The 25,424-nt window shown below is 60.6% G+C and carries 20 protein-coding genes; 8 read left to right on the top strand and 12 right to left on the bottom strand.

Translation table 11 applies throughout. The features are described from left to right. Positions 1-21: 21 nt before the first annotated feature. Genes F8N96_RS18860 through F8N96_RS18845 form a run of 4 tightly spaced genes read right to left on the bottom strand, consistent with a single transcriptional unit; the run spans position 22 to position 3,451 of the window. Positions 22-564, bottom strand: a complete 543-nt coding sequence (locus F8N96_RS18860; RefSeq protein WP_150799068.1) for an aromatic-ring-hydroxylating dioxygenase subunit beta — start codon at positions 562-564, stop codon at positions 22-24. Further along, positions 564-1,853, bottom strand: coding sequence for an aromatic ring-hydroxylating dioxygenase subunit alpha (locus F8N96_RS18855; protein ID WP_150799067.1), 1,290 nt, complete (start codon positions 1,851-1,853; stop codon positions 564-566). Before F8N96_RS18855 ends, F8N96_RS18860 begins: the two co-directional genes overlap by 1 nt. Further along, positions 1,846-3,138 carry an NAD(P)/FAD-dependent oxidoreductase gene (locus tag F8N96_RS18850; protein ID WP_150799066.1) on the bottom strand — a complete coding sequence of 431 codons (1,293 nt, stop codon included), beginning with the start codon at positions 3,136-3,138 and terminating at the stop codon, positions 1,846-1,848. The genes F8N96_RS18855 and F8N96_RS18850 overlap by 8 nt, the downstream gene beginning before the upstream one ends. Positions 3,139-3,142: 4 nt before the next feature. Further along, a complete protein-coding gene (locus F8N96_RS18845; protein WP_150799065.1) occupies positions 3,143-3,451 on the bottom strand; it encodes a non-heme iron oxygenase ferredoxin subunit in 309 nt (102 codons plus the stop codon). A gap of 370 nt (positions 3,452-3,821) precedes the next feature. Here F8N96_RS18845 and F8N96_RS18840 point away from each other — a divergent pair, with 370 nt between their 5' ends. Genes F8N96_RS18840 through F8N96_RS18825 form a run of 4 tightly spaced genes read left to right on the top strand, consistent with a single transcriptional unit; the run spans position 3,822 to position 9,450 of the window. Beyond that, positions 3,822-6,206 (top strand): xanthine dehydrogenase family protein molybdopterin-binding subunit, encoded by a 2,385-nt coding sequence (locus F8N96_RS18840; protein WP_150799064.1) that lies wholly within the window; start codon positions 3,822-3,824, stop codon positions 6,204-6,206. Continuing rightward, positions 6,203-7,045, top strand: a complete 843-nt coding sequence (locus F8N96_RS18835) for an FAD binding domain-containing protein (protein ID WP_150799063.1) — start codon at positions 6,203-6,205, stop codon at positions 7,043-7,045. Before F8N96_RS18840 ends, F8N96_RS18835 begins: the two co-directional genes overlap by 4 nt. Beyond that, positions 7,042-8,238: a xanthine dehydrogenase family Fe-S subunit gene (locus F8N96_RS18830; protein ID WP_150799062.1), complete on the top strand. Its 1,197-nt coding sequence runs from the start codon at positions 7,042-7,044 to the stop codon at positions 8,236-8,238. The genes F8N96_RS18835 and F8N96_RS18830 overlap by 4 nt, the downstream gene beginning before the upstream one ends. Positions 8,239-8,268: 30 nt before the next feature. Beyond that, entirely contained in the window at positions 8,269-9,450 is a 1,182-nt protein-coding gene (locus F8N96_RS18825) for an XdhC family protein (RefSeq protein WP_150799061.1), read from the top strand. A gap of 21 nt (positions 9,451-9,471) precedes the next feature. Here the strand turns inward: F8N96_RS18825 and F8N96_RS18820 are convergent, their stop codons facing one another. The 6 genes from F8N96_RS18820 to F8N96_RS18795 all read right to left on the bottom strand — a co-directional run bounded on the left by F8N96_RS18820 (position 9,472) and on the right by F8N96_RS18795 (position 15,950). Continuing rightward, a complete protein-coding gene (locus F8N96_RS18820) occupies positions 9,472-10,764 on the bottom strand; it encodes an OprD family porin (protein ID WP_150799060.1) in 1,293 nt (430 codons plus the stop codon). Between the two features lie 207 nt (positions 10,765-10,971). Continuing rightward, positions 10,972-12,288: an MFS transporter gene (locus F8N96_RS18815; protein WP_150799059.1), complete on the bottom strand. Its 1,317-nt coding sequence runs from the start codon at positions 12,286-12,288 to the stop codon at positions 10,972-10,974. 270 nt (positions 12,289-12,558) lie between these two features. Then, positions 12,559-13,191 (bottom strand): N-carbamoylsarcosine amidohydrolase, encoded by a 633-nt coding sequence (locus F8N96_RS18810; RefSeq protein WP_150799058.1) that lies wholly within the window; start codon positions 13,189-13,191, stop codon positions 12,559-12,561. A 9-nt stretch (positions 13,192-13,200) separates the two neighbouring features. Further along, the gene (locus F8N96_RS18805; RefSeq protein WP_110658857.1) at positions 13,201-13,956 is read right to left on the bottom strand and encodes an Asp/Glu racemase; all 756 of its coding nucleotides are present in this window, start codon (positions 13,954-13,956) and stop codon (positions 13,201-13,203) included. A gap of 30 nt (positions 13,957-13,986) precedes the next feature. Continuing rightward, the gene (locus tag F8N96_RS18800; protein WP_150799057.1) at positions 13,987-14,805 is read right to left on the bottom strand and encodes an alpha/beta fold hydrolase; all 819 of its coding nucleotides are present in this window, start codon (positions 14,803-14,805) and stop codon (positions 13,987-13,989) included. Further along, complete coding sequence (locus tag F8N96_RS18795) at positions 14,802-15,950, bottom strand: FAD-dependent monooxygenase (RefSeq protein WP_150799056.1); 1,149 nt, start codon at positions 15,948-15,950, stop codon at positions 14,802-14,804. Before F8N96_RS18795 ends, F8N96_RS18800 begins: the two co-directional genes overlap by 4 nt. A 345-nt stretch (positions 15,951-16,295) precedes the next feature. On the opposite strand from F8N96_RS18795, the gene F8N96_RS18790 reads away from it, so the two are divergent. The 4 genes from F8N96_RS18790 (at position 16,296) to F8N96_RS18775 (ending at position 22,246) form a co-directional block, all read left to right on the top strand. Next, positions 16,296-17,348, top strand: a complete 1,053-nt coding sequence (locus F8N96_RS18790; RefSeq protein WP_150799055.1) for a 2,5-dihydroxypyridine 5,6-dioxygenase — start codon at positions 16,296-16,298, stop codon at positions 17,346-17,348. Positions 17,349-17,453: 105 nt separating this feature from the next. After that, positions 17,454-17,918, top strand: a complete 465-nt coding sequence (locus F8N96_RS18785) for a MarR family winged helix-turn-helix transcriptional regulator (RefSeq protein WP_150799054.1) — start codon at positions 17,454-17,456, stop codon at positions 17,916-17,918. 255 nt (positions 17,919-18,173) lie between these two features. After that, a complete protein-coding gene (locus F8N96_RS18780) occupies positions 18,174-18,662 on the top strand; it encodes a (2Fe-2S)-binding protein (protein WP_150799053.1) in 489 nt (162 codons plus the stop codon). 14 nt (positions 18,663-18,676) lie between these two features. Continuing rightward, a complete protein-coding gene (locus tag F8N96_RS18775; protein WP_150799052.1) occupies positions 18,677-22,246 on the top strand; it encodes a molybdopterin cofactor-binding domain-containing protein in 3,570 nt (1,189 codons plus the stop codon). Here the strand turns inward: F8N96_RS18775 and F8N96_RS18770 are convergent. Both F8N96_RS18770 and F8N96_RS18765 read right to left on the bottom strand, forming a co-directional pair. Next, complete coding sequence (locus tag F8N96_RS18770; RefSeq protein WP_150799051.1) at positions 22,240-22,905, bottom strand: TetR/AcrR family transcriptional regulator; 666 nt, start codon at positions 22,903-22,905, stop codon at positions 22,240-22,242. The genes F8N96_RS18775 and F8N96_RS18770 overlap by 7 nt on opposite strands. A gap of 174 nt (positions 22,906-23,079) precedes the next feature. Beyond that, complete coding sequence (locus tag F8N96_RS18765; RefSeq protein ID WP_150799050.1) at positions 23,080-24,420, bottom strand: MFS transporter; 1,341 nt, start codon at positions 24,418-24,420, stop codon at positions 23,080-23,082. Positions 24,421-25,424 lie beyond the last annotated feature (1,004 nt).

The raw sequence follows: 25,424 nt of genomic DNA, 5'->3' as shown, positions 1-25,424 counted from the left end.
GCGAGCAAGCTCGCTCCTACATTACAGCGGAAACACCAGATCGTTGGCGATCAGCGTGCTGTCATAGATCACCTGGCGCTCCAGCAGTAGCAGCACACCGTCGACGCGTTGGAAGCGGTCGTGGTAGGTGCCGGCCATATGAGTCGTTGTCGGGCCTTCCACCAGTGTCTGCAGCAGCATGAAGTTGGCTTGGGCGGTAATAATTCCGTCGCTCGACTCATCGATCACGCGGGTATTGCCGATCAGGTGCAGGTTGTAGCGTGGGGCGAACATTTGCGTGCGAGAGATGGCCACCGCGCGGTCATGCATCATGTTGCGGCCCTGGGCGTAGATCAGGCCGACGGGCATGTTCAGCTCGGCGTTTTCCCTTGAGGTCACACGGTACAGGGCATCGTGGGTGAAGAAATCCGGCCACTGCTCGATCAGGCCATCGTCCAGCACGGCACAGTAGTCGGCATTGAAGGTCTCGATCTCCAGTCGCAGGCGCAGGGCCGTGGCCCGGTCGAGCCGGCAGGGTTGGTAGAGCGGGTAGGGGCGGTTCAGTTCGTTGGCAAAGGCGTTCATTACAGCTCCATGATTTCGCGGTAGTGGCGGTAAAGGGCGCGGATTGCGGCTTCTGAAATAAGGGAGTTGGTGGTACCCACCTGGCCGTGGTCAAGCTTGAGGATGTTGAAGTCGCTGCTGGAGCGGCGCAGGCCTTCCTGGACGTACTTCATCGCTTCATTGTCTTCCAGGCCGAGGAATCCGGCAGGGCCCATCAGGTTGCCTTGGCGCAAGCGATGTTGCGTCATTTCCTCGGTGTCGCCTTCATAGCCGAACATGGTCCATTGCATGATCATGCTGTTCGGGCCGTTGGGGACGATCTGCCGTACGCCCAAGGTGTTCATTTCCCGTTGCACGATCAGGTTCGGCCAGATGGTCTGCATGGTCACCGACCATGGCGAGTCGGTTTCCTTGATGTAGTCGAGGAAGCGATCGTCGAGCAGGCGCATGCCTTCATGGTAGGAGCGCATTTCTGCCTTGTTGGCGTCGCTGACTTGCGCGTACTTGTCTTCACTCTTGGCCGAGGCCATGGTGCCGTGACGACCGTGCACCGGGTCGGCAATCATGGCGGACTTGTTGCCGGCCACCAGCAGGCCGAAGACCACCAGGAACGAATGCAGCAAGGTGGCGTGGTAAGGGTCCTTCAGGTTTTCGTGGTACATCTTCCAGTTGCAGGGCAACTCATTGCGGTAGTAACCGAGCACTTTGAGTTTGCGGCCATCGAAGACCTTGCCCATGTCTTCGATGATTTGCGGGGTCAGGTACTCTTCGATCGGTTCGACATCGGCGTGGTAGGAGGCGAAGACGACACCGTTCCAGGTGGTGACGTGGAGCTTTTTCAGGCCGTGGTCTTCGTTGCGAAAATCCTTGGGCATGCCGCCCTGGCGATTCACGCCGCGCTTGAAAGGCACGCCCTGCAGGTTGCCCTTGAGGTCGTAGGACCACTGATGGTACGGGCAGACGAACTCTTTGGCATTGCCCTGGCTGTGTCGGCAGAACTCCGCGCCGCGGTGTGCGCAACGGTTCTCGAAGACATTGACCGAGCCGTCTTCTGCCCGTGCAACCACCACCGGGGTCGGGCCGACAAAGGAGCGTTTGTAGTCACCGGTGTTGGGGATCTCGGCTTCCAGTGCGACGAAGTTCCAGGTGCGGCCGTGGAAGATTCGTTCAACTTCACGATCATAGACGGCATGACTGGTGTAGACCCAGTCGGGGATGTAGTGAAGGTCATCGTTTGGCCATATGCAGTCGGCCAGGGCCAGGTCTTTGTTGCCCCCGGTGCGGGCAATGACATCTTGCGAGTTATACATGGAGCGGCTCCTGAGAAGGGGCGGAAGAAGTGGGCTGGATCGAAGCCCTGAATTGTTTTTCCAGCTGCCGCAGCGGCTGGTTGATGTCTGCCAGTGCTGCTGCCGAGCACGGGACACCCGCCTCCATGAGGCTTTTGAGCGGACGTAATTCGCCGCCGGCGTTGGCGCACACCACATGCCTGAGTTGGCCGTTGCGCAGACCAAGGCTCACCCATTTCGGGGCCTCGGCAGATGTGCTCAGGGTGCGTTGGACATAGGTCAGGCCAGGCTCGGGCAACCCGAGCATCTGCAGGTTGCAATCGAATTGATCGCTCCAGAACCAGGGCAGCGGGGTAGGGCTATCGTCCACGCCCAGCATGGCGGCCGCTGCGATGCGTGCCTGCTCGTTGGCGTACTGCCAGGACTCGAGGCGCATGGGTTGACCGCAGTGAGCGACCCGCTGGGTGGCACAGTCACCTGCGGCATAGATACCGGGAATGCTGGTAGCGCATTGGGGATCGACGGCAATGCCGCCGTCGGCGGCTAATGCCAGGCCAATGGCTTTGGCCAGCGTGGTCTCGGGTTGCATGCCGGCGGCGACCAGAACAGTGCCCGGCGTAATGTCGGTACCGTCGCTCAAGCGGTAGGTGCCTGGCTCACCAGGGTGCTGCCGGTCGATGCTGGTTGCCAGGCGCAAGTCCACGCCATAGTCACGCACGCGCCCGGCCAGCCAGATCGAGATATCGCTGGGCAGTGCCCGTTTGAGCAGATGCTCCCCGGCTTCCAGCTGAGTCACCTCGACCCCCAGAGAGCGGGCGGTTGATGCGACCTCGAGGCCAAGGAAGCCGGCGCCGACAATTAGCAGGCGACCTTGAGACGCCTGGAGGGTCTGGCGCAGTTTGAAGGCGTCATCGGCCGTTCTCAGATAATGGACATCGGCCATTGTCCGCGGGAATTTTTCCAGCACGCGCGGCTGTCCACCGGTCGCCAACAGGCAACGATCCCACTCGATCAAGGTACCGTCGTCCAACAAGGCCGTACGTTTGATCGGCTCCAGTGACTGGACGGCGGTCCCCAGGCGCAGTTCGATCTCATGCTCGCGATAGAAGTCTGTCTTGTGCAGGCCACTGACCGTTTGCGAGCACTCTGTGAGCACCGATTTGGACAATGGGGGGCGCTCGTAGGGCGGGTGAGACTCTCGGCCAACCAGCACGATCCGTCCGCTGAAACCACGCTGGCGTAATGAGGCGGCAGCCATGGCGCCGCATTGGCCGGCCCCGATGATAAGAATGCGTTCAATGGTCATGGCGTTAACCCAGGTTCACGAGTACGGCGTCACCTTCGACCTTTACGGCGTAGGTTTTCAGGGGTTCGGTGGCGGGCGCGCATTGGGCCGCGCCGGTGCGTACATCGAATGTCGCCTGATGCAGCGGGCATTCGATGCAGCCGTCCTCCAGATAGCCCTCCGAGAGCAAGGCATGCTGGTGGGTGCAGATGTTGTCCGTGGCAAAAAACTCCCCATCGCAGCGATACAGCGCCAGGTGCGCTTCGGGTAATTTGAAGGCCATTACCTGGTCGTCCTGAAGGACGTCCACCGTTGTTATTTTTATCCAGCTCATTAGGTTTGCCTTTGTCAGTATGCCCACAAATAATATTCAGTGTACTGACGAATATGTCAAACATTTTGAGCGCTTGATTGGTATTTCAAGAAGTGAAAATCATTCGTGTCTGTTGGGTGGAAAGGAAGAAAACCCGTTCCTGTGAATTTTTAGCGGCTAGTCGTTGACGTAGCTGAAGGGATGATTATTATGTAAGTGTACTGATTAAATTCATACGTTAGCTGACGAACATAAAAAAACAGCCTTAAAGGACACTGATCATGCAGCTTCGCCGTTTCCTGAAAACCATGGGTGCCGAGTGTCAGGGCCTCTGTCATCAAATGGCGCATGCCGCCCGATTGAACATCGGAAACTCAGGAGTCCATAAGGTATGAGCGAAGCGAATGAGTACCCTGGCAAATCGGGTCAGGGCGTGGGTGCCCGAGTCCGGCGCAAGGAAGATGAACGGCACCTGCACGGTCGGGGCAAGTTTGTGGCGGACTACCATATGCCAGGGCTTCGGGAAGTGGCCTTTCTGCGCAGCCCTCTGGCCCATGCCCTGATCACCTCGATCGACGTGCCGCCAGCCTTGCGGGGCCAGGTATTCGTGCGTGCCGACATGCACAGTGCCAGCGACATCGTGGCCGATTCGACGCTCCCCACGTACCAACCTTCTGTCCAGCCGCCGCTGGCCAGTGGCAAAGTGCGTTTCGTCGGTGAGCCGGTGGTCATGACCTGTGCGCCGACCCGTGCCGAGGCCGAAGACCTGGTCGAGCAGGTGATGGTCGATTACGAAGACTTGCCGGTGTATGCCGATGCTGCCAGTAGCGTCGCCGCTACAGGTGACTTCATCCATGACCATTGGCACGACAACCGCTTCGTCACCCTGCATGCCGACAAGGCATTCAGTGAGCATGCGGCGGCCGCCAGCGTGACGGTCACGCGCCGAATGAAGCTGGCACGGCAATGCATGGTGCCGATGGAAGGCAAAGCGGTTCTGGCTTACTGGGATCACAGCCTGGACCAGCTGATCGTCATTACGGCCACCCAGGTGCCGCATATGATTCGTACCATCCTGGCCCAGTGTCTGAAGCTGGATCAGGGGCAGGTGCGGGTTATCTCGCCGGATGTCGGCGGTGCCTTTGGCTACAAATGCGTGTTGCAGCAGGAAGAGCTCTGCATCGCCTGGCTGGCCATGACTTACAAGCAACCGTTCCGTTTTATCGAAGATCGCCGGGAGCACCTCACGGCGGGGGCCAATAGTCGCGAGCATGAATATGTCATGACCGCGCATGCGGATGCTCAGGGGCGGGTGTTGGCGCTCGATGCCAAAATCGTCATCGATGGCGGTGCGTATTCGGTCTGGCCGTTCACAATCGGTCTGGAGCCGGGCCAGGCGGTTGGCAATTTGCCAGGCCCCTATGCGTTTCAGGGTTACCGCTGCGTCACCGAATGCGTGGCAACCAACAAACCAGGCTTCGTCCCTTACCGCGGGGTGGCTCGCACCGGTGTCTGCTTCGCCATGGAGCTGACCATGGATGCGGTGGCCCGAGCCGTCGGGCGCGATCCCCTGGACGTGCGCCTGGAGAACCTGGTGCGTCCTGAGCAAATGCCCTTCATCAACGTCGCCAACAAGCATCTCGACAGCGGTGATTATCCGGCCAGCCTGCGCAAGGCGGCCGAGCTGATCGGTGCGTCGGCGATTCGTGAGCGCCAGCGTCTGGGTGAAGCGGACGGTCGCCGTATCGGTCTTGGCTACGCGACCTACACCGAGCAGTCAGCCCACGGCACTTCGGTGTTCGCGACCTGGGGGACGCCAGTCATACCCGGCCACGAGCAGGCGACTGTGCGTATGACGCCGGACGGCGGTCTTGAAGTACGGGTCGGGGTGCATTCCCACGGTCAGGGCATGGAAACGTCTTTTGCCCAGGTGGCCCACGAGGTCCTGGGGATCGATATTGCCCGGATCAAGGTGCTGCATGGCGATACGGGTCAGACACCATTCTCTACCGGTACCTACGCGTCGCGGTCGATGGTCATGGCGGGCGGAGCCATCGCCCGCGCTTGCCGCGAGTTGTTGCCGCGCCTGACCCATATCGGCGCCTTTTTGCTGGGTGTGCCCGACTCAGAGGTCAAGCTGCAAGGCGCCAGGGTGGTGTGCGATCAAGCCTCGGTGTCGCTGGATGACGTGGGCGCGGCCTGGTACATCAGGCCCCACACGCTACCGGCTGACGTCCACCCTGGCGGGCTGGAAGTCACCACGGGCTTCAAGCCCGCCGTCGATACCGGTGCCTTTACCTACGCCACCCATGCGGTGCTGGTTGCCGTCGACACCGAGAGTGGCGAGATCGAAATCCTTGACTACGTGGTGGTCGAGGACTGCGGCACGATGATCAACCCGATGTTGGTCGAAGGGCAGACCTATGGCGGGATTGCTCAGGGTATCGGCACTGCCATGTACGAAGAAACGCCCTATGACGTCAATGGCCAGCCATTGGCTTCGACGCTGGCGGACTACATTTTGCCAGGCCCGACCGAAGTGCCCGCCTTGCGCATTCACCACATGGAGACGCCGTCGCCCCATACCGAATTTGGCGCCAAAGGCATGGGGGAGGGCGGAGCCATCGCTCCGCCCGCCGCGATCTTCAATGCGGTCAACGATGCCCTCGCCGAGCTTGGCGTTGAAGTCGCCGAAACCCCATTGACTCCGCGTCGGCTGCTACAGGCGCTGGCCGACGCCCGGGCAGAAAACAACAAGCAAGAGGTGGCCGCATGAAAGCCGTTGCGTTCGACTATCTACGCCCCGAAAACCTGTCGGCCGGGCTACAGGCACTGGCCGATCAGTCCGCGGGTATCGTCAAGGTCATGGGCGGCAGCCAGTCGCTGGGCCCCATGCTCAACCTGCGTCTGGCGCGTCCGAACCAGGTGGTGGACGTCAGCGGGTTCACCGAGATGCAACAGGTGAGCGAGGACGGAGAGTGGCTGCTGGTCGGCGGCGCGATTACCCACTCGCAGATTGAAGATGGCGTGTTCGCCGCACTGCGTGGGACCTTGCTCGCCGAAGTCGCGCCACAGATCGCCTACCGGGCTATTCGCAATCGCGGAACCCTCGCAGGCAGCCTGGCCCATGCGGACCCGGCGGCTGACTGGGTATTGGTGGCATTTACCCTGGGCGCCGAAGTGGAGTTGCGCAGCGTTCGGGGACAGCGTCGCTTGAGCATGGCCGAGTTCATGCTCGGTGCCTATACCACTGTGCTGGCTGAAGACGAGCTGATTACCGGGCTGCGCATTCCGCGCCTGGGGCCACGTGCGGCCTGGGGTTATCACAAGCTTTGCCGAAAAACCGGTGAGTTCGCCGAAGCCAGTTGCTCGGCGGTGTTCGATCCGGATCGTGGCCTGGCCAGGATTGTCCTCGGTGCACTCGATGGCCCGCCTTTATTGCTGGGGGAGTTATCGGTAGCGGTCGCCCGTCAGGGGGCGGCAGCACTTGAACCTGCCGCGCTGGTAAAAGCCGTGGCAAGCGTGACACCCGGTAAAGACGCAGTAGACCGACAACAAAGCCTCACCGCCCTGCGCCGGTGTCTCGATTCGATCTTCAAGGAACCTCGGGTATGACTTCTGTACGTATTAACGTCAACGGCAATCTGCTCGAGCGTGAAGTCGCGCCGAGAATGCACTTGGGCGACTTCGTTCGCGAGGAAGGCCGCTTTACCGGCACTCACCTGGGCTGCGAACATGGCGTGTGCGGTGCCTGCACCGTATTGCTCGACGGCCAGCCGGTACGTTCGTGCACGACGTTCGCGGTGGCGTGTGAAGGCCGGCAGGTGACGACTGTCGAGGGCTTTGAGCAAGACCCGGTAATGGCACTCCTGCGTGAGGCGTTCTCTGAGCACCATGCCTTGCAATGTGGTTACTGCACGCCGGGTATGTTGACCACTGCCCGCGACATTGTGCTGCGCCTGCCCAATGCCGATGAGCATCAAATTCGTGTCGAGCTGTCAGGCAACATCTGTCGCTGTACCGGCTACATGGGCATAGTCGCGGCCATTCGCAGCGTCCTTGAGCAGCTGCGTAAACAGCCGGATCCAGTGATCGAGGCTGCACGTGCACAGGCCCTGGCGGGCCATGGCGTGGCGATGCCAGCCAATAGCGGGCCATTGGCTTCCTTTGCCGTGGAGCACAGTGCGCAGGCCGCTGCAGTCGAGCCTTCCGCCGGCCCTGCGGCAGAAGCCTCGAGCGAGCGTGCACCCGCCGGCATCAAGGGCGGGACCCGGATGGATGGACGCTTCAGCGTGGCGTATCCGCCAGAACAGGTCTGGGCGTTCATGGCCGATCTGGAAGCCGTTGCCGGCTGCCTTCCGGGTGCCAACCTGGAAGAAAACGACGGCGAGCGAGTCAAGGGTTTCATTGCGATCAAGTTTGGCCCGATGGCGGCCAACTTCGCGGGTGCGGCACGTTTGACGCGTAACGAAGAACAGCGTTCGGGCATGCTCAAGGGGGGCGGTCAAGACACCATCAGTCAATCCCGTGCCAATGGCGAGATCACCTACCGGGTGTTGTCCGATAACGCCGGGGCCACGCTGGTTGAAGTGGAAATGCTCTACTCGCTGCAAGGGCCTTTGGCGCAATTCTCGCGCTCTGGCCTGGTGAAGGACTTCGTGGCCCGGATGATTCTCGACTTCGGTCGCAACGTGGAACGGCGTATGGATCCTGATGCGAAACCGTCGACCGAACCGGCCAGGTTGAACGTCTTTGCCTTGGGGATGAGCATCATCTGGAATCGCATCAAAGGGTGGTTCGGTCGATGAACAATGTGACCCCTGCAAGGGTTTGCGGCCATGTCTGATTTGTACGCCTTGCTCGATGCATTGGATCACGCCAACAGCGCAAAAACCGATACGGTCCTGGCCACGGTCGTCAAGGTCGATGGCTCGGCCTATCGGCGCCCCGGGGCCAGGATGCTGATACCCCTCTATGGTCGGACGGTCGGGACCATCAGTGGCGGTTGCCTGGAGCAGGAGTTGGCCAGGAAGGCCTGGTGGTTGACCGAGTCCGGCGAGGCGGTGGTGCGTCGTTACAGCACGGCGGCCCAGGAAGATGAGGAGGCCGATGACGAGGACGCGGCGCTGACCTTTGGCCTCGGCTGCAACGGTACCGTGCATGTACTGCTGGAGCGCCATGCAGCCGGCAAGCAGAGTCTGTTGCTCGACATGCTGCAACGGGTAAAAGCCAGCGGTCAGCCGGCAGCCCTGGCGACGGTCATCGCGGCGGGCCGAAAATCCCGGGTGCGAATCGGCGCCCGGATGGGCCTGAACGCGTTCATGAACGCCTGTGAGGGCATCCACTGCCAAGCGCTTCAACATACCCTGCGCAGCGATTTGCACAGTACGCTTGAGCGCAAGAAGTCTCGGTTGATGATTTACGGAAGCGGCGCCGATGAAGTCGAGGTCTTTCTCGAATACCTCGCGCCACAGCGCCGACTGGTGATCTTTGGCGCAGGTCATGACGCACAGCCATTGGTGCGGTTCGCCAGGGATCTGAACTGGCAGGTGACGGTGGTGGACGGGCGGGCGCATTTTGCACGCCCGGAGCGGTTCCCCGGGGCACACCAGGTCATTGTTGCGCCAATCAACGAGCCGTTTAACTTGTCCAGTGTGGTCGACGGTGCCGCGGTGGTGGTCATGACCCATAGCTTTCGACAGGATCGGCATTGGCTGGAAAACGTTTTGCACTGTTCACCCGCCTATGTCGGGCAGCTGGGTCCGCGAGAGCGAACCGAACGACTGCTTGAGGAGATTGGTGCGCCCGGGGTTTTACCTGGACTTCACTATCCAGCAGGTCTGGACTTGGGGGGCGACACCCCGGCGAGCGTGGCCTTGGCCATTGTTGGCGAGATCACGGCCTACCTCAATAAACGCAGTGGCGGGATGCTGAAACACCGCAAAACCACCATCCACGAAGCCACTGAGGCGACTCACTCTGGCTCCTGGGCACCGTCGCTGACGGTGCCCTCGGCCTGAACGTTGCGGCGGTTACGGCTATCAGAAAAGGCTGATGTTATAGCTGAGGATCAGCCGGTTCTCGTCAATGTCGCTACGGTAGTTGGAGCGTGCAGTCACGTTGCGGATGCGGATGCCCACTCCGCGCAGCGATCCACTCTGGACAACGTAGCCAATATCCAGGTCGCGCTCCCAGTCCTTGCCTTCGAAACCCTGTCCAGTGCTGACGTTATCCCCAGTGACGTAGCGCAGGGTGGTGGTCAGGCCGGGAATGCCGAGGGCGGCGAAGTCGTAGTCGTGACGCACCTGCCAGGAGCGTTCGTCCGGTGCGGCGAACTCGTAGGTGGGCAGGGTGTTGCCAAGCGGATTGGTGTTGGCGCCGATCTGGATGAAGCCGTCGTCGCCCCCGATCTGCTGGTAGCCCAGGTAGAAGGTATGGCCGCCGTGTTTCGCGGACAGCAGGTTGGACAGTGCGTGGTTGTCGAGTTTGCCCGCGATGCTCTGGCCGTCGTCGCTGGCGTCGAAGTAGCCGAGACTGACACCGAGTGTCCAGTCTCCCACAGGTTCGGCGTGCTTGAAGCTGTAGTAGCGCTGCTGGTAGATGTCCTCCAGTTGCGCCTGCCAGAGGCCGACGCTGGTGCGGTTCGAGTTGAAGCTGTAGTCGGCGCCCAGGTAGTTGAAGCGGTCACTGGTGAACTTGGCGATACGCGCCGGGTTGATCGGGTCGTTGATCAGCGCATACATGTCCTGGGTGTTGGTCGAGTCGCGCAGGCTGGTGGAGTGCAACTGGCCGGCGTTGATGGTCAGGCCTGCCCACTCTTTGGATACCAGCGAGGCGCCCTGGTAGGTCGGCGGCAGCAGGCGCAGGTCGCTGTGCACCAGTACCGGCAGGTTGGGCCGCAATTCGCCAATCTTCAGCTCGGTGCTGGAGGCCTTGAACTTGACTGCGGCACCCAGGCGGCCGTATTCATCGGCGGATTTGCCGTCGTCGTGTGTCGGCAGCAGTCCGCTCCTGGCCCGGCTCGGGCTGCTGTCGAGCTTGACGCCGTAGAGGCCGAGCACGTCCACGCCGACACCGATACTGCCCTGGGTGTAGCCGGAACGGACATCGAGGATAAAGCCCTGGGCCCATTCCTCGGCCTTGGATTGCTTGTTGGGGCCGACGATGTCGGAGAAGTCGCGGCTAAAATAGTAGTTGCGCAGTTGCAGGTTGGCCGTCGCGCCTTCGATGAAGCCGGTTTCTTCGGCTAGCAGTGGCGAGGCCAGGCCCAGCGTCAGGCAGCCGCCGAGGGTGCCGCTGATTGCATGGGCTTTGCGCAGTGCAGGAGTGTGCATGCTGGTGATCTCTGGAATGAGGACAAAGCGCCCCCCGTCAGACGAGGTCGAGGCCTGTCCGCAGGAGGGGGCTTGAACATGGGGGTGGCTGTTGGCTCGCGGGCCTGGCTTGAGCTGCTCCGCGTCGGTGGCATCAGCCGCAAGGGGGGCTGTATGAGATCCCCTTGCGACTCACACCAGGACAGGCAGTCGCCTGGCTGACGTGTCTCAGCGATTGACCAGCTTGGCCGGCAGGGCGATCACCAGGAAGCTGCTGAGAATCAGGCAGCCGGCGAAGAACCACAACGCGCCGGCGCTGCTGCCGGTGACGTCGATGGCCACGCCCATCAGCGAGTTGCTGACCAGCCCGGCGATGTTCGCCACCGAGCAGGCGAGGGCGAAGCCGGTGGCCGCCGCGGTGCCTTTGAGAAAGGTTGCCGGCAGGCTGAAGAACACCGGCACCGCGCCGATGATCGCCGCCGACGCAATAGCGAACAGCGCCACGGTCGCCACCACGTTGTCGACAAAGAAGGGCGCACTGGCCATGGCTGCCGCGCCCACCAGGAAGGGCACGATGATGTGCCAGCGGCGTTCGCGGTGTTTGTCGGAGCTGGCGCCGATCAACAGCATGCCCAGCAACGCGGCGATGCTCGGCAGCGCGGTGAGCACGCCGATGTGGAAGGTATCGACCACGCCGGCGTTGCGGATGAAGGTCGGCATCCAGAACCCCATGGCATAGGCGCTGAGCAGGATCGAGAAGTCGATGCCGCCGAGCATCCACACCTTCAGGTTGAAGAAACCGTCGCGAAAGCTGTGCTTGCTGCCGGTGGAGTCGGCATCGTCGGCGCGCAGTTCCTGTTCCAGCAGGTTTTTCTCGTCATCGTTGAGCCATTTGGCCTGGCGGTAGTTGTTCGGCAAGGCCCAGAAGGTCAGCACACCGAGCAACACGCTGGGTATCGCTTCGAGGAGGAACAGCCATTGCCAGCCGCGCAGGCCGCCAGCGTTATCGAAATGCCCCATGATCCAGCCGGACAGCGGGCCGCCGAGCACGCTGGACAACGGCAGGCCGATCATGAACAAGGCGATGATGCGGCCGCGGCGATAGGTCGGGAACCAGGTGGTCAGGTAATACAGCACCCCCGGCAGAAAGCCCGCTTCGGCGGCGCCGAGCAGGAAGCGCAGGATGTAGAACTGCGTGGTGGAAGTGACGAGCATGGTGCAGGCCGAGAGCAGGCCCCAGGTGATCATGATGCGGGCGATCCAGATCTTCGCCCCGACTTTTTCCAGGACCAGATTGCTCGGAACCTCGAAAATGATATAGCCGACGAAAAACAGACCGGCGCCCAGGCCGAAAGCGGTTTCGCTGAACTGCAGATGCTCGAGCATTTGCAGTTTGGCGAAGCCGACGTTGATCCGGTCCAGATAGGAGGCCAGATAGCAGAAGCAGAGGAAGGGAATAAGCTTCCAGGTGATCTTGCGGTAAAGCGCCTGGACTGGGTCTGCGACGGTGGCCGCAGTGGGTGTACTTACATTTGCAGAGGGCATCGGGGTGTCTCCTGGCGGTGACTTTGTGATTGTTGTTTAGCCGCGGATCAATGCTTTGGCAGCACCGGTCGGCGGCTTCCAAAGGCAGTGTCAGAAGACTGGGCAGGGTTTGATGTCGACCCTTTCCCAGTATTTGGCGACCAGTGCTCTACGGCCTGGTTCGACGGCAGATATCCATTTCTGCCGGTATTCGGTAAAAGCGTGAATCCGTGGAGGTTGCAGGCTTGCCCGGGAGGGCGCTGTGCCAGCCCGGAAAAACCAATGGCCCTCTCATTTCCTGAACTGCTGCATGGCCTCCTGTTTACTCACCACATCGCCATACTTGCTATCAATGTCGAACAGGTTGGCTTCGTGTGGCGCGGGGTGTCGATCGCCGACACATTCGCGAACAACGATGGTCCGGAATCCATGCTGCACGGCATCCACCGCCGTCGCGCGAATACAGCCACTGGTTGAGCAGCCCGCCAGTACCACGGTGTCGATGCCTTGGGCGTGCAACATCGACGCCAGGCTGGTGCCGAAAAACGAACTGGCGTATTGCTTGCTGATCACCACTTCATCGGGGTTGGGCAGCACCGGCTCGCAGAAGGCTGCCAGTGGGTTGCCCTCGATCATGTCTTTCATCACGGGGGCTTTTTTGACCCATATACCGCCGTCGGCAAAGTGCCCTGGGTGGTAGCGAATGTTGGTATGCACTACCAGGATTTCATGTTGGCGGGCGCAGGCCAACAGTTCGACGCTCTCGGCGACAGCGCTGACCACGCCTGGCGCGTACAGCGGTGCGCCTTCTTGGGTATAGCCCTGCATGAAATCGATCATCAGCAGCGCAGGCTTGTTGCCAAAGCCGATGCGCTGGCCCCACACGCCCTGATAGTTGGCGTCGGCGCTTTGTTCTTGGCTCATGATACGCTCCTATTTATAAGCGCCAGACAGCAGTGCGCCCGCACCCGGAACGATGGGCTCCAGGTCCAATGCCTTGAGCATGGCGTAGGTGGTGGCGATGGCGGCGGTGAGTACCGGCTTGCCGGTTTCGGCCTCGACTTGTGAGACCACGCCCAGCGATTGCATCTGCACGCAGGCCGACAGGACGATCACATCCACGCCTTCAAGGTTCATGTCGCGCACAATGGCGGGCAGGTTGGCCGGGTCATGGCGGGCGACGGCCAGGTTGTCGGGAATTTCCAGGGCGCGCCAGTCCACCACCTCGAAACCTTCTTCGCGAATGTAATCCACCACCAGCTCGGTCAGCGGCTTCATGTACGGCGCGACAATGGCAATGCGTTTGGCGCCCATGACTTTCAAGCCTTCGATCAAGGCGCCGGCGCTGGTGATGACCGGCGCATTGGCGTCGTTGTCGGCGGTGGCCTTGCGCAGTCGCTGCTCGGACTGGCGGTGATAACCCAGGCCCATGGCCATGATCGCCACCAGGCAGGCATACCCCAGCACGTCGACCTTGGCGTCAGACAGCTCGACCGCGCAGCGATCGGATTCGCCATCCATTGCCGCCAGCTCTTCCTTGCGCACCTGCTTCATGCGCATGCGACTGGAGTGAAAGGTGAAACGTTCGGGGCGGATCAATTGGCGTGCTGCCAGCATCGCCGGGATCTCGGTTTCCATGGTGGTGTTGGAACTTGGCACAATTTGGCCGATACGATATGGCTTGATCACAAGCTGTCTCCTTTGCAACGTGCGTTGAATTCAGGTCAGGGGCTGGCCGAGGAAATCGCCGAAAGCCGCGAAAAAACCTTCGAGGTCATCCCACGGAATCATGTGTCCCGCGTTTTCAACGCGAGCAATCTGGATGCCGGGTTGCAGATCGCGAATTTCTGCTTCGTCCCCGGCCTGAATCACGCCGCCGCGACCGGCAACGATCAGCAGGGCAGGGACAGGCAGGTGCGGCAGATCTTGATGAAAGTCCACCTCATGGAAATCGTTGAAGGCGCGGACGATGGCCGGTGTGTAGCAGGTGTGCAGCCACTCGGCGCGGACTTGCAGCTGCTCCTCGGTCCAGGTCGGGCAGAAGGCGCGCATGGCGTTGGCGTCCATCCCGGTCAGTGATTGGCGGATCGAGTCCACGTACCACGGCAGCTTGCTCGGGTATTCGCGCCGACCCGGGCCGGAAACGGGCGGATCGATCAGTACCAGGCTTTGCAGGCCTGCGGGATTGCGCACGGCGCTGCGCACGGCAAAGCGCGCGCCCATGGAGTGCCCCACCAAGTGATAGGCATTGATGCCCATGGCCTTGGCAAATGCGCCGATGTCATCGGCGCAGGCGTCGGTGCCGTAATCCAGGTCCGGTCCGGTGGAGGACAGGCCGCGGCCGCGAGCGTCGAGTACATAGGTATCGAAATGCTGGCCCAGGCGCTCGGCGACGAACCCCCAGGTGATTGCCGGGCTGGTGATGCCGGGAATCAGCAGCAGGACCGGTTTGCCGGTGCTGCCCTGGCCGCCATAACGCAGGTAATGCTGGCGGATACCGTTGGCTTGGACGTTGCCGCCATGAATGAACGTGCTCATGCGGCCACTTCCGATTTCAGCGGGTGACTGTAGAGGTCATAACCGTAGACCCAGGCCGGATCTTCCTGGGTGCGCAGCCAGGTGTTGGCATTGGACACGGCCTGTACTCGCGAGGCGCGGTCCTTGCGGTTGGCTTCGTACAGCTTGAACGCGGTGCGGTAATCGGTGAGGCCGGTTTCCTGCAGGCAACGGGTCAGCATGGCGGCATCTTCGATGGCCATGCCCGCGCCTTGCGCCATGTGCGGTTTCATCGGGTGGCAGGCATCGCCCAGCAACACCATCCGGCCACGGCTCCAGAGCGGCAGTGGATTGCGATTGAGCAGCGGCCATTTGGTCACGCTTTCACTGGATTCGATCAACGCTTGAACGGTGGGGTGATAGCCCTGGAATGCGTCGTACATTTCGTCGCGGCTGCTATCGACGAAGCTGCCCTGGAAGTCCCAGGCCGGGTGCGGTACGCCGGTGACGTAGTAGTATTCATCTCGCTTGCTGGTGGTGTGGTAGACCATCATGTGACGATCTTCGCTCCACCACTTCACGCAGTTTTCAAAGTCCATGTCGTACTTGGCCAGCACCTCGCCGCGAATCAAGGCGCGATGCGCAACCCAGCCGCTGTACAGCGGTCTTTCCGCTCCGAGCAACTCTTCACGAATTCTGGAGTTGATGCCATCGGCGCCGATGACGATGTCGACCTCGGTGGTGGTGCCGTCGCTGAAGTGCAGGCGCACCAGATCATCGGTTTCCTCGATCCCGGTCAGGCGTTTGTTGAAGTGCACAGTGCCCGGCGCAATGGTCGACATTTGCAGTGCATGCAGGTCCCCGCGGTGCACGGTGATGTAAGCCGCGCCGTATTCCTTGCGAGCGAATTCACCCAGGGGGATGCGGGACAGATAGTCACCGCTGGCACCGTCGCGGCTGAACCAGAAATCGGGGTGCGAACCCATGTCGCTCAACTGCTGCTCAATGCCCATGCGGCGGAAGATCTTCATGATGTTCGGGCCCATGTGAATGCCCGCGCCAATGCGGGAAAACTCTGGCGCCTGTTCATAAACATCGACCTCGAACCCGGCTTTCTGTAACAGCGTGGCAGCAGCAGCGCCACCCAGGCCGGCGCCGACGATTGCGATTTTTTGTTTGTTTCGCATGGGGCTTTTCCTTCGATTTGAATATGTGGCCGGTGAGATCAGGTTGTCGTCTCGCCGTGATTTGCAGTGTATACGCTATTCTTTTTCAATTGGAATAGCACGATTGAAAAATAAAAAATCAACGATAAACGGCGCGCGTAACGCTTTGTAACCCTTATTTGGTGGGGTTGTGTTGCTTTGTAACGTTTCGCGCCCTCTCGTCAAGCGCCCGTCAATTTGATGTTTTATCGTTAATAAATAGCGTATACACTTCAAATTCGTGCAGGCGCCAGGCTCGCTGCCTTGCTTTGGTGCACAGGGCGCGAGGCGTCGAACCAACTCAACAGGTTAAGAGGAAGACAAAAAATGCCGGTAAGCGATTGCGAACTGACCCAGATGTTTGAACACGTGTTGAAACTGTCCAAAGTGGACTCGACCCAAAGCGTTGCAGTGCTGAAAAGCCACTACTCCGACTCGCGTACCGTGCGGGCGGCCATGGACGCCGCGCAGCGTCTTGGGGCCAAGGTCTATGCGGTCGAGTTGCCGTCGTTCAACCACCCTATGGCCATGGGCAATGACATGACCGCTTACTGCGGCGACACCGCGCTGACCGGCAATATCGCCGCACAACGGGCGCTGGAAGCGGCGGACCTGGTGGTCGACACCATGATGTTGCTGCACTCGCCGGAGCAGGAGCAGATCCTCAAGACCGGGACGCGCATACTGTTGGCGGTCGAACCACCGGAAGTGCTGGCGCGGATGCTGCCTACGCTGGCGGACAAAGAACGGGTGATGGCGGCCGAGAAGCTGCTGAAGCAGGCGCGCTCGATCCACGTGAAGTCCAGGGCCGGCAGCGATTTCAAGGCGTTGCTCGGGCAATACCCTGCGGTTGCCGAGTACGGTTTTGCCGATGAGCCGGGGCGTTGGGATCACTGGCCCAGCGGGTTTCTATTCTCCTGGCCAAACGAGGAAACCGCCGAGGGCGTACTGGTGATCGACGTCGGCGATATCCTGTTGCCGTTCAAGAATTACTCGCGAGAGAAGATCACCCTGGAAATCGAAAAGGGCTTCATCACCTCGATCCATGGTGGCTTCGAGGCCGAATACCTGCGCGATTACATGAAGTACTTCAACGACCCCGAGGTGTACGGCATTTCTCATATCGGCTGGGGTTTGCAACCGCGTGCGCAGTGGACCGCCATGGGCTTGCATGACAAAAACGACGGCATGTGCATGGATGCCCGGGCGTTCTACGGCAACTTCCTGTTCTCCACCGGGCCCAATACCGAGGTGGGCGGTACCCGGAAAACCCCGTGTCACCTGGACATCCCGCTGCGCCATTGCGATATCTACCTCGATGATCAGGCAGTGGTCCTGGGCGGTGATGTGGTCGCGCCGCAGGCCTCTATCGCGCGGTGATATAAAAGAGGGGGGCCGGGACAGTGACCCACCACGATTGAGTTACCTTGATCCCCCTCGCAGGTTAATGTAAACGCCACTTACTTTTTTTTGATAGAGCCCGCCGTGCCGGATACGACAGACAACACCCCACAGACAACCGCACCCTACGCCTTTTCCGAGCAGGTCGGTCATTTGCTGCGCAAGGCTTACCAGCGCAATATGGCGATCTTCCAGCAGAACATCGACGATTCGCAGCTGACCGCCGTGCAGTTCATCACGCTGTGCGCCGTGCGTGACAGCGGGCCGAGCTCATTGACCGAGCTGGTCAAGGCCACTGCGGTGGATCAGGCGACCATTCGAGGCATCGTCGAGCGGCTCAAGGCACGCGACCTGATCACCCTGGAACCAGACCCTCAAGATCGGCGTAAAGTCATCGTTGGCCTGTCCGACAGTGGCCATCAATTGGTGCGTGACACCGAGCCTCATGCCGCCCGCGTCAGCGAGCTGACCATGGGTAACCTCAACCCGGGCGAGCGCGTCGCGATGCTGTATTTGCTGCGCAAAATGATCGATGACACCGACGATTAACCAGTGACAAGCCGCCCCTGGCATTCTTCTTGCCTCTGATTCATGAAGTGGTCACTTCATGAAAAAATGTAGTCAGGGGTAACGTGAAGAGTCGGGTAGCCATCCCCTCTTCAAGCGCTGGAACCCGCAATGGCACTGCGCTCGATCTGCGCAGTACGCACACGCGGCCCCGGTCACGCCTTTTTCATGTAGTGGTTACTTAATAAAAAAAACCGCACCTCAAGAGGGCGGACGGTAACACCCAGGGAGTGCGACATGAGTGAGCAAGCACGAGTGCCGGAAAAGACCGTGACGCTGCGAGTCAATGGCCAGACCACTACGGTCTGTGCCATGGCCGACACGCCGCTGTTGCTGGTACTGCGTAACGATTTACAGCTCAACGGCCCGAAATACGGTTGTGGCCTGGGCGAGTGCGGCGCCTGCACGGTAATCATCGATGGAGTTGCGGCGCGGGCGTGTGTGTTCCCGTTGTCCGGCGCCGAAGGCCGGGAAATCACCACCCTCGAAGGCATCGGCACCCGCGAGCACCCGCACCCGGTGCAGCAGGCCTTCATTGATGAGCAGGCGGCGCAGTGCGGCTACTGCATGAACGGCATGATCATGACGGCCAAGGCCTTGCTCGACCGCAATCCGCACCCCAGCGAGGCGCAGATTCGCAACGAATTGTCGGCCAATCTCTGCCGCTGCGGCACTCATATCGAAATTCTTCGTGCGGTACTGCGTGCCGCCCGTCAAAAGTCTTGAACGGATCGATGACCATGACCCATGCAACGCTCACCCGTGCTCAGCTGCTGACCAAGTCCGGCGTCTTGTTGATCGTCGATCAGATCCAGCCACCGTCCGGCCCCGTGGCCAAAGGTGGCGTACCCGTGATCAAACCCCAGGAGCTGGCGTTGTTCATTGCGGTCAACGACGACGGCAAGGTCTATGGGTTCAACGGTCATGTGGATCTGGGCACGGGGATTCGTACTTCGCTGGCACAAATCGTCGCTGAAGAGCTGGACCTGGCGCTGGATCAAGTCTGTATGGTCCTTGGCGATACCGATAGCGCGCCGAACCAGGGCGCAACCATCGCCAGTGCGACCATCCAGATTTCGGCCATCCCCTTGCGTAACGCGGCAGCTGAAGCCCGGCGATTTTTGCTGGCACGGGCGGCCCGGCGTTTAGCCGTTGCGGTTGACACCTTGCGTATAAACAGCGGGGTCGTCAGCAGCCAAGACGGTCGCCAGTTCACGTTTGCCGAACTGGTGCAGGGCGAGCGTGACCAGTTGACGATTTCTGGCGACGCGCCACTCAAGCGTCTGGAAGATTATCGGCTGGTGGGCAAGGGCGCAGCACGGGTGGACATTCCCGGCAAAGCCACCGGTGAGCTGACCTACGTGCATGACATGCGGCTGCCGGACATGCTGCATGGCCGAGTGATTCGCCCGCCTTATGCCGGGCTCGACAGCGGTGATTTCGTCGGCAACAGCCTGCTGGAGGTGGACGAGTCCTCCATCGCGCACATTCCCGGCATCGTGCGGGTGGTGGTGATTCGCGATTTTGTCGGCGTAGTCGCCCTGCGTGAAGAGCAGGCCGCCAAGGCCGCCCAGGCGCTGAAAGTCACCTGGAAAGCCTGGAACCACAAACTGCCGGACATGGGTGACATCGCGCAGGCCATTCGCGACAACCCCCGGGTGCAGCGCGTCGTGCTGGACAAGGGCAATGTTGATCAAGCGCTGGAGCAGGCCAGCGAACGCATGGCCCGCACCTACCTGTGGCCATACCAGCTTCACGCCTCCATCGGTCCGTCCTGCGGGCTGGCGGACTATCACGAGGACGGCATTCGCGTCTGGTCCGGCACGCAAAACCCCCATTTGCTGCGCGCTGACCTGGCGTGGCTGCTGGAGTACCCGGAAGAGCGGATCGAGATCATCCGCATGGAAGCGGCCGGTTGTTACGGGCGCAACTGTGCCGACGACGTGTGTGCCGATGCGGTGTTGCTGTCCCGGGCCGTCGGCCTGCCGGTACGGGTGCAATTGACCCGCGAGCAGGAGCATGTCTGGGAGCCCAAGGGCACGGCGCAACTGATGGAAGTCGATGGCGGCATCAATGCCGATGGTGGTGTGGCCGGTTACGATTTCCAGACCAGCTACCCGTCCAACGGTGCGCCGACCTTGGCGTTGCTGCTGACGGGACGGGTCGAACCGGTAGCGGCGATGTTCGAAATGGGCGACCGCACTTCGATCCCTCCCTATGATTTTGAACACATGCGCGTGAGCGTAAACGACATGGCGCCCATCGTTCGGGCGTCGTGGATGCGGGGCGTGTCGGCGCTGCCCAATACCTTCGCCCATGAGTCGTATATCGATGAGTTGGCCTTTGCCGCGGGCGTCGATCCTGTCGAATACCGCCTGCGCTATCTGAATGATGAACGCGCCTCGGATCTGGTCAAGGCCACGGCTGCCCGCGCCGAATGGGCACCGCGTACGCAGCCGATGCAAATCCCGGAACAAGACAACATCCTGCGTGGCCGTGGGTTTGCCTATGCCCGTTACATTCACAGCAAATTTCCAGGTTTCGGCGCTGCGTGGGCAGCGTGGGTCGCGGACGTGGCGGTGGACAAGCGCAGCGGCGAAGTGTCCGTCACCCGGGTCGTGATCGGGCATGACGCCGGGATGATGATCAACCCCGCCGGCGTGCAGCATCAGATTCACGGCAATGTGATTCAGTCCACCAGTCGCGTGCTCAAGGAGCGCGTGACCTTTGAAGAGTCCGCCGTTGCCAGCAAGGAATGGGGCGGTTACCCGATCCTGACATTCCCCCAGGTGCCGGAAATCGACGTGCTGATGATGCCGCGCCAGAACGAAGCACCCATGGGCGCGGGTGAGTCGGCGGCAGTGCCGAGCGCGGCAGCGATCGCCAATGCGATCTACGACGCCACCGGCATTCGTTTTCGTGAACTGCCGATCACTGCCGAGCGTGTGCTGGCCGCGCTCAAAGGCTCGGCGGACGAAGCGAATGCCAATCCCCCCAACTCGCCAAAGGCCAAACGCTCGAAATGGTTGTTCGGCTCATTGTTCGCAGCCTTCGGCGCGATACTGGGCGTGGCTGCCACCGCTTTGCCCTGGCGTGCGGAAATCGCCCCGATCACGCCACCCGGCGCCGGCACCTGGTCTGCGGCGACGCTGGAGCGAGGGCGCTTGCTGGCGGCAGTCGGCGATTGCGCGGTGTGCCATACGGCGCCAGGCGGCGCGACCAATGCGGGCGGGTTGGCCATGCAGACGCCTTTCGGAACGCTGTACAGCAGCAACATCACACCTGACCCGACAACCGGGATTGGCAATTGGTCCTACCCCGCGTTCGAGCGGGCGATGCGCGATGGCATCAGTCGCGATGGGAAGAATCTGTATCCGGCATTTCCTTACACGGCCTTCAGAAACATCAATGACGCCGACATGCAGGCACTGTACGCGTACCTGATGTCCCAGGCCCCGGTGAGCCAGCCGGCCAAGGTCAACGACATGCAGTTCCCGTTCAACATGCGGCCGTTGATGGCGGGTTGGAACGCGTTGTTCCTGCGCAAGGGTGAAATCCAGGTGCAGCCGCAACGCAGCGAGCAGTGGAATCGCGGCGCCTACCTGGTCAATGGGCTGGGGCACTGCGCGGCCTGTCATTCGCCGCGCAACCTGATGGGGGCGGAGAAGGGCGGCAAAAATTTCCTCGCGGGCGGCATGGTCGATGGCTGGGAAGCCCCTGCGCTCAACGGCTTATCCAAGTCGCCTACGCCGTGGACTGAAGATCAACTGTTCACCTACCTGAGCAGCGGTTATTCCGATGCCCACGGTGTCGCGGCGGGACCCATGGGACCAGTGGTGAGTGAATTGGCGAAGTTGCCCAAGGCAGACATCCGGGCGATGGCGGTGTACCTCGCGTCGCTCGATGGCACAGCGCAAGCACAGACTCGCTCAAGCACCCAAACCGTAGCGCAACCCAGTGTCACAGCCGTGTCGTTGAGCAATGGTCGGCGGGTGTTCGAAGGTTCCTGCCAGGGCTGTCACGCCGATGGTCTTGGGCCGAAACTCTTTGGTGTCAGCCCGTCGCTGGCAACCAATACCAACCTTCACAGCACACTGCCAGACAACCTGCTGAAGGTCATTTTGCAAGGCATCTCCAACCCGGCGACACCGGACCTGGGTTATATGCCAGGTTTCAAGGACAGCCTGTCCAACAGGCAGATCGCCGAACTGACGGCCTACCTGCGCAATCGCTTCGCCTCGGCTGAACCTGCGTGGCAAGGGCTGGAGCAGAAGGTCGCGCACTTGCGAGCCAACCCCGGCACTCATTGATCAGAGGGTAACTGAGGCGCAGGCAGTGTCAGCACACCGCGCACCACCAGATCGCTGATGAACGCCAGCCAGCCCTGCTGCTGGCCTTGATCCGCCAGGTCCTGACCCAGGAATGAGGTGAGGGTGTGCCGGTTGGAGTTATAGAAGTAGCAGAGTGAGGCGATCATCAGGTAAACGTGATTGATGTCGATGTCCTGGCGAAACACCCCCTGGCGCTGACCCGCTTCGATGATCGGTGTGATCACCCCCAGCGTGGTGCCGGACAAGCGACGTAGCTCACTGGACTGCCTGGCGTGCGTGCCCTCGTGCAGGTTTTCGATATTAAGGATAGCGACGAATTCCGGATGCTTTACGTAGTAATGCCAGACGAATGCTACCCGATCACGCAGGGCCTGCACGGGGTTCGAAAGGTCCGGGCGCAGCATGCTTTCGGCTTGGTTGAAGGCTTCATAAGTGTGTTCAAGCACCCGGACAAAGAGGTTTTCCTTGCTGCCGAAATAGTAATAGATCATCCGGTCGTTGGATTCGGCCTCGCTGGAAATCTGTTCGATCCGCCCGCCCGCATAACCATCGCGGGTGAAGACCTTGACGGCGGCCTTGAGAATCCGAGCCTTGGTCTGGTCGGCCTGCTGGGCTCTGATACCTGTTTTTTTGTTCACGCCTTTGTCCTTGAGGATGATGCGTAGCGCTGAATGCAAGGGGATGAATAGTACTCCCGTTCCTGACAACACCTGATACTAGAAGCTCGCCAGGCGGTGATCGATCCAGAGAATCGATCACCGCCTGGCGGCTTTTTTACGGCAGAATCTTTTGCAGCAGATCCAGGCCGGGGCTCAGTCCTGCAGCACAGCGCTGGCCGACGCCTGCGGTTGCGTTTTGGACTGGCGCTGGTAAACGAAGCACATCGCCAATGCAGCTACGGCTCCCGGGAGGGCGAAGACCATGAAGTTAAAGTGCAGTGGCAATTGAATGCCCACCAGCACGCCCCCCAGAATCGGTCCCACCATTGCCCCGGTGCGTCCGATCCCCGACGCCCAGCCGAGGCCGGTGGAGCGTATGGTCATCGGGTAGAACTGGGCCACAAAGGCCCACGCCAGAATCTGCGTACCAATGGTGCTCGCACCCGCTATCGCCACCAGTGCATAGAGGATGACCGTAGGCGGGTTGAAGCCGAGTGAACTGATCGATATCGCGGCAATGACAAAGAACACCACGACCACATTTCGCAGTTTGAAGCGGTCGCCAAGCCAGCCGCCACCGATGGCGCCAACGATCGCACCGAAATTGAGCACCAGCAGAAACATGATGCTCGATCCCAGTCCATAACCGGCATTCACCATCAGTTTCGGCAACCAGGAGCCCAGGGCGTAAATCATCAACAAACAGCAGAAACACGAAGTCCAGAGCAACAGCGTGCTGATCGCGCGGCCCTCGCGAAACAGCTGCATCAATGGCGCTCCGGCGGTTTTGAGCGTCGGGGTGCTGTAGTCGTCATTGGCCCGTGGAACATAGCCGGGTTCGATGCTTTGCATGACATGGCTCGCCTCGACTGCGCGGCCTTGACGCACCATGAATCCCACGGACTCGGGCAACGATCGATAAATCATCGGCAGCAGCAGTATCGGAATGGCGGCGACGTAGAACAGCGACTGCCAACCGAAGCTCGGCAACAGCACAACCCCCAGCCCTGCAGAGATCATCCCGCCCACCGAGTAACCGCTGAACATGATTGCCACCAGCGTGCTGCGAAGTTTCTTCGGGGCGTATTCGCTCATGAGCGCTACCGCATTGGGCATGACACCGCCGATGCCAAATCCGGCGATAAAACGACAGATGCCGAATTGGGTCGGGTCGGTGCAAAACCCGGTCAGCACGGTGAATAGGCTGAACAGCGCGATGCCGCCGACGATCACCGGTTTACGACCGACCTTATCCGCCAGCGGGCCGAGGATCAGCGCACCAAACATCATGCCGAACAGCGCACAACTGCCTAGCGTGCCTGCTTGTACCGGGGTCAAGCCCCATTCCTGCATCAGCGTTGGCAGCACCACGCCGTAGATCACCAGATCGTAGCCGTCGAAGATAAGGATCAGCGTGGCCCAGAACAGCACACGCAGGTGGAAGGGATTGAAACGTGCCTCGTCTATCAATTTGTTGATATCGATTTTTCGCATGGCATCTGACTCTTGTTGTTGTTTTTAGAGACCTGATCCTGTCCCGGCGTCTGGTGACTGGCCGGGTGGCTCATGCCTATCAGGCAAAGATGTGATTCGTCGTCAGGAAGAGCAGGGCGCCTGCCTGCTCCGGGACGGTTTTCTTGCGCATTTGTGTGGTTTTCATCCTAGGGCCCCTCGGAAGGTTCAGAACTCACGGCTGTGTCGTTCCATGCGCGATGATCCATAGATATCATCAGTGTACTGAGTATAAGTATTGGCCAGACTCATCCCGCATGAACCTGGAGACGAAGCGTGCCGCACCTGCAGCGTGTGCTGTCAATCAAGTGCCAATGCGCCAAATTAGATCAGTACACTGACGAAATGATCGTTGCAGAAGCCGGGTGGATTGTCAAAGTATTTGGTCGGGGAACGCGTTGAGGAACGGGCTGCGAAGTGCCGACAAATTTGTATCGCGACACAAATCCTGAGCCAAACAGAAACCCCTGTAGGAGCCGGCTTGCTGGCGAAGGCGTCATTATGGTCGGTGCAAGACTCAAGGCCGCCTTCGCTGGCAAGCCAGCTCCCACAATGATGTGTGTCGCGACACAAATCCTGGGCCAAACACAAACCCCTGTAGGAGCCGGCTTGCTGGCGAAGGCGTCATCATGGTCGGTGCAAGACTCAAGGCCGCCTTCGCTGGCAAGCCAGCTCCCACAATGATTTGTGTCGCGACACAAATCCTGGGCCAAACACAAACCCCTGTAGGAGCCGGCTTGCTGGCGAAGGCGTCATTATGGTCGGTGCAAGACTCAAGGCCGCCTTCGCTGGCAAGCCAGCTCCCACAATGATGTGTGTCGCGACACAAATCCTGGGCCAAACACAAACCCCTGTAGGAGCCGGCTTGCTGGCGAAGGCGTCATTATGGTCGGTGCAAGACTCAAGGCCGCCTTCGCTGGCAAGCCAGCTCCCACAATGATGTGTGTCGCGACACAAATCCTGGGCCAAACACAAACCCCTGTAGG

It is taken from the genome of Pseudomonas fluorescens (genome assembly GCF_902497855.1).
Classification (GTDB): Bacteria; Pseudomonadota; Gammaproteobacteria; order Pseudomonadales; family Pseudomonadaceae; genus Aquipseudomonas; species Aquipseudomonas fluorescens_BI.
This window is presented reverse-complemented; position numbering and strand designations above follow the sequence as displayed.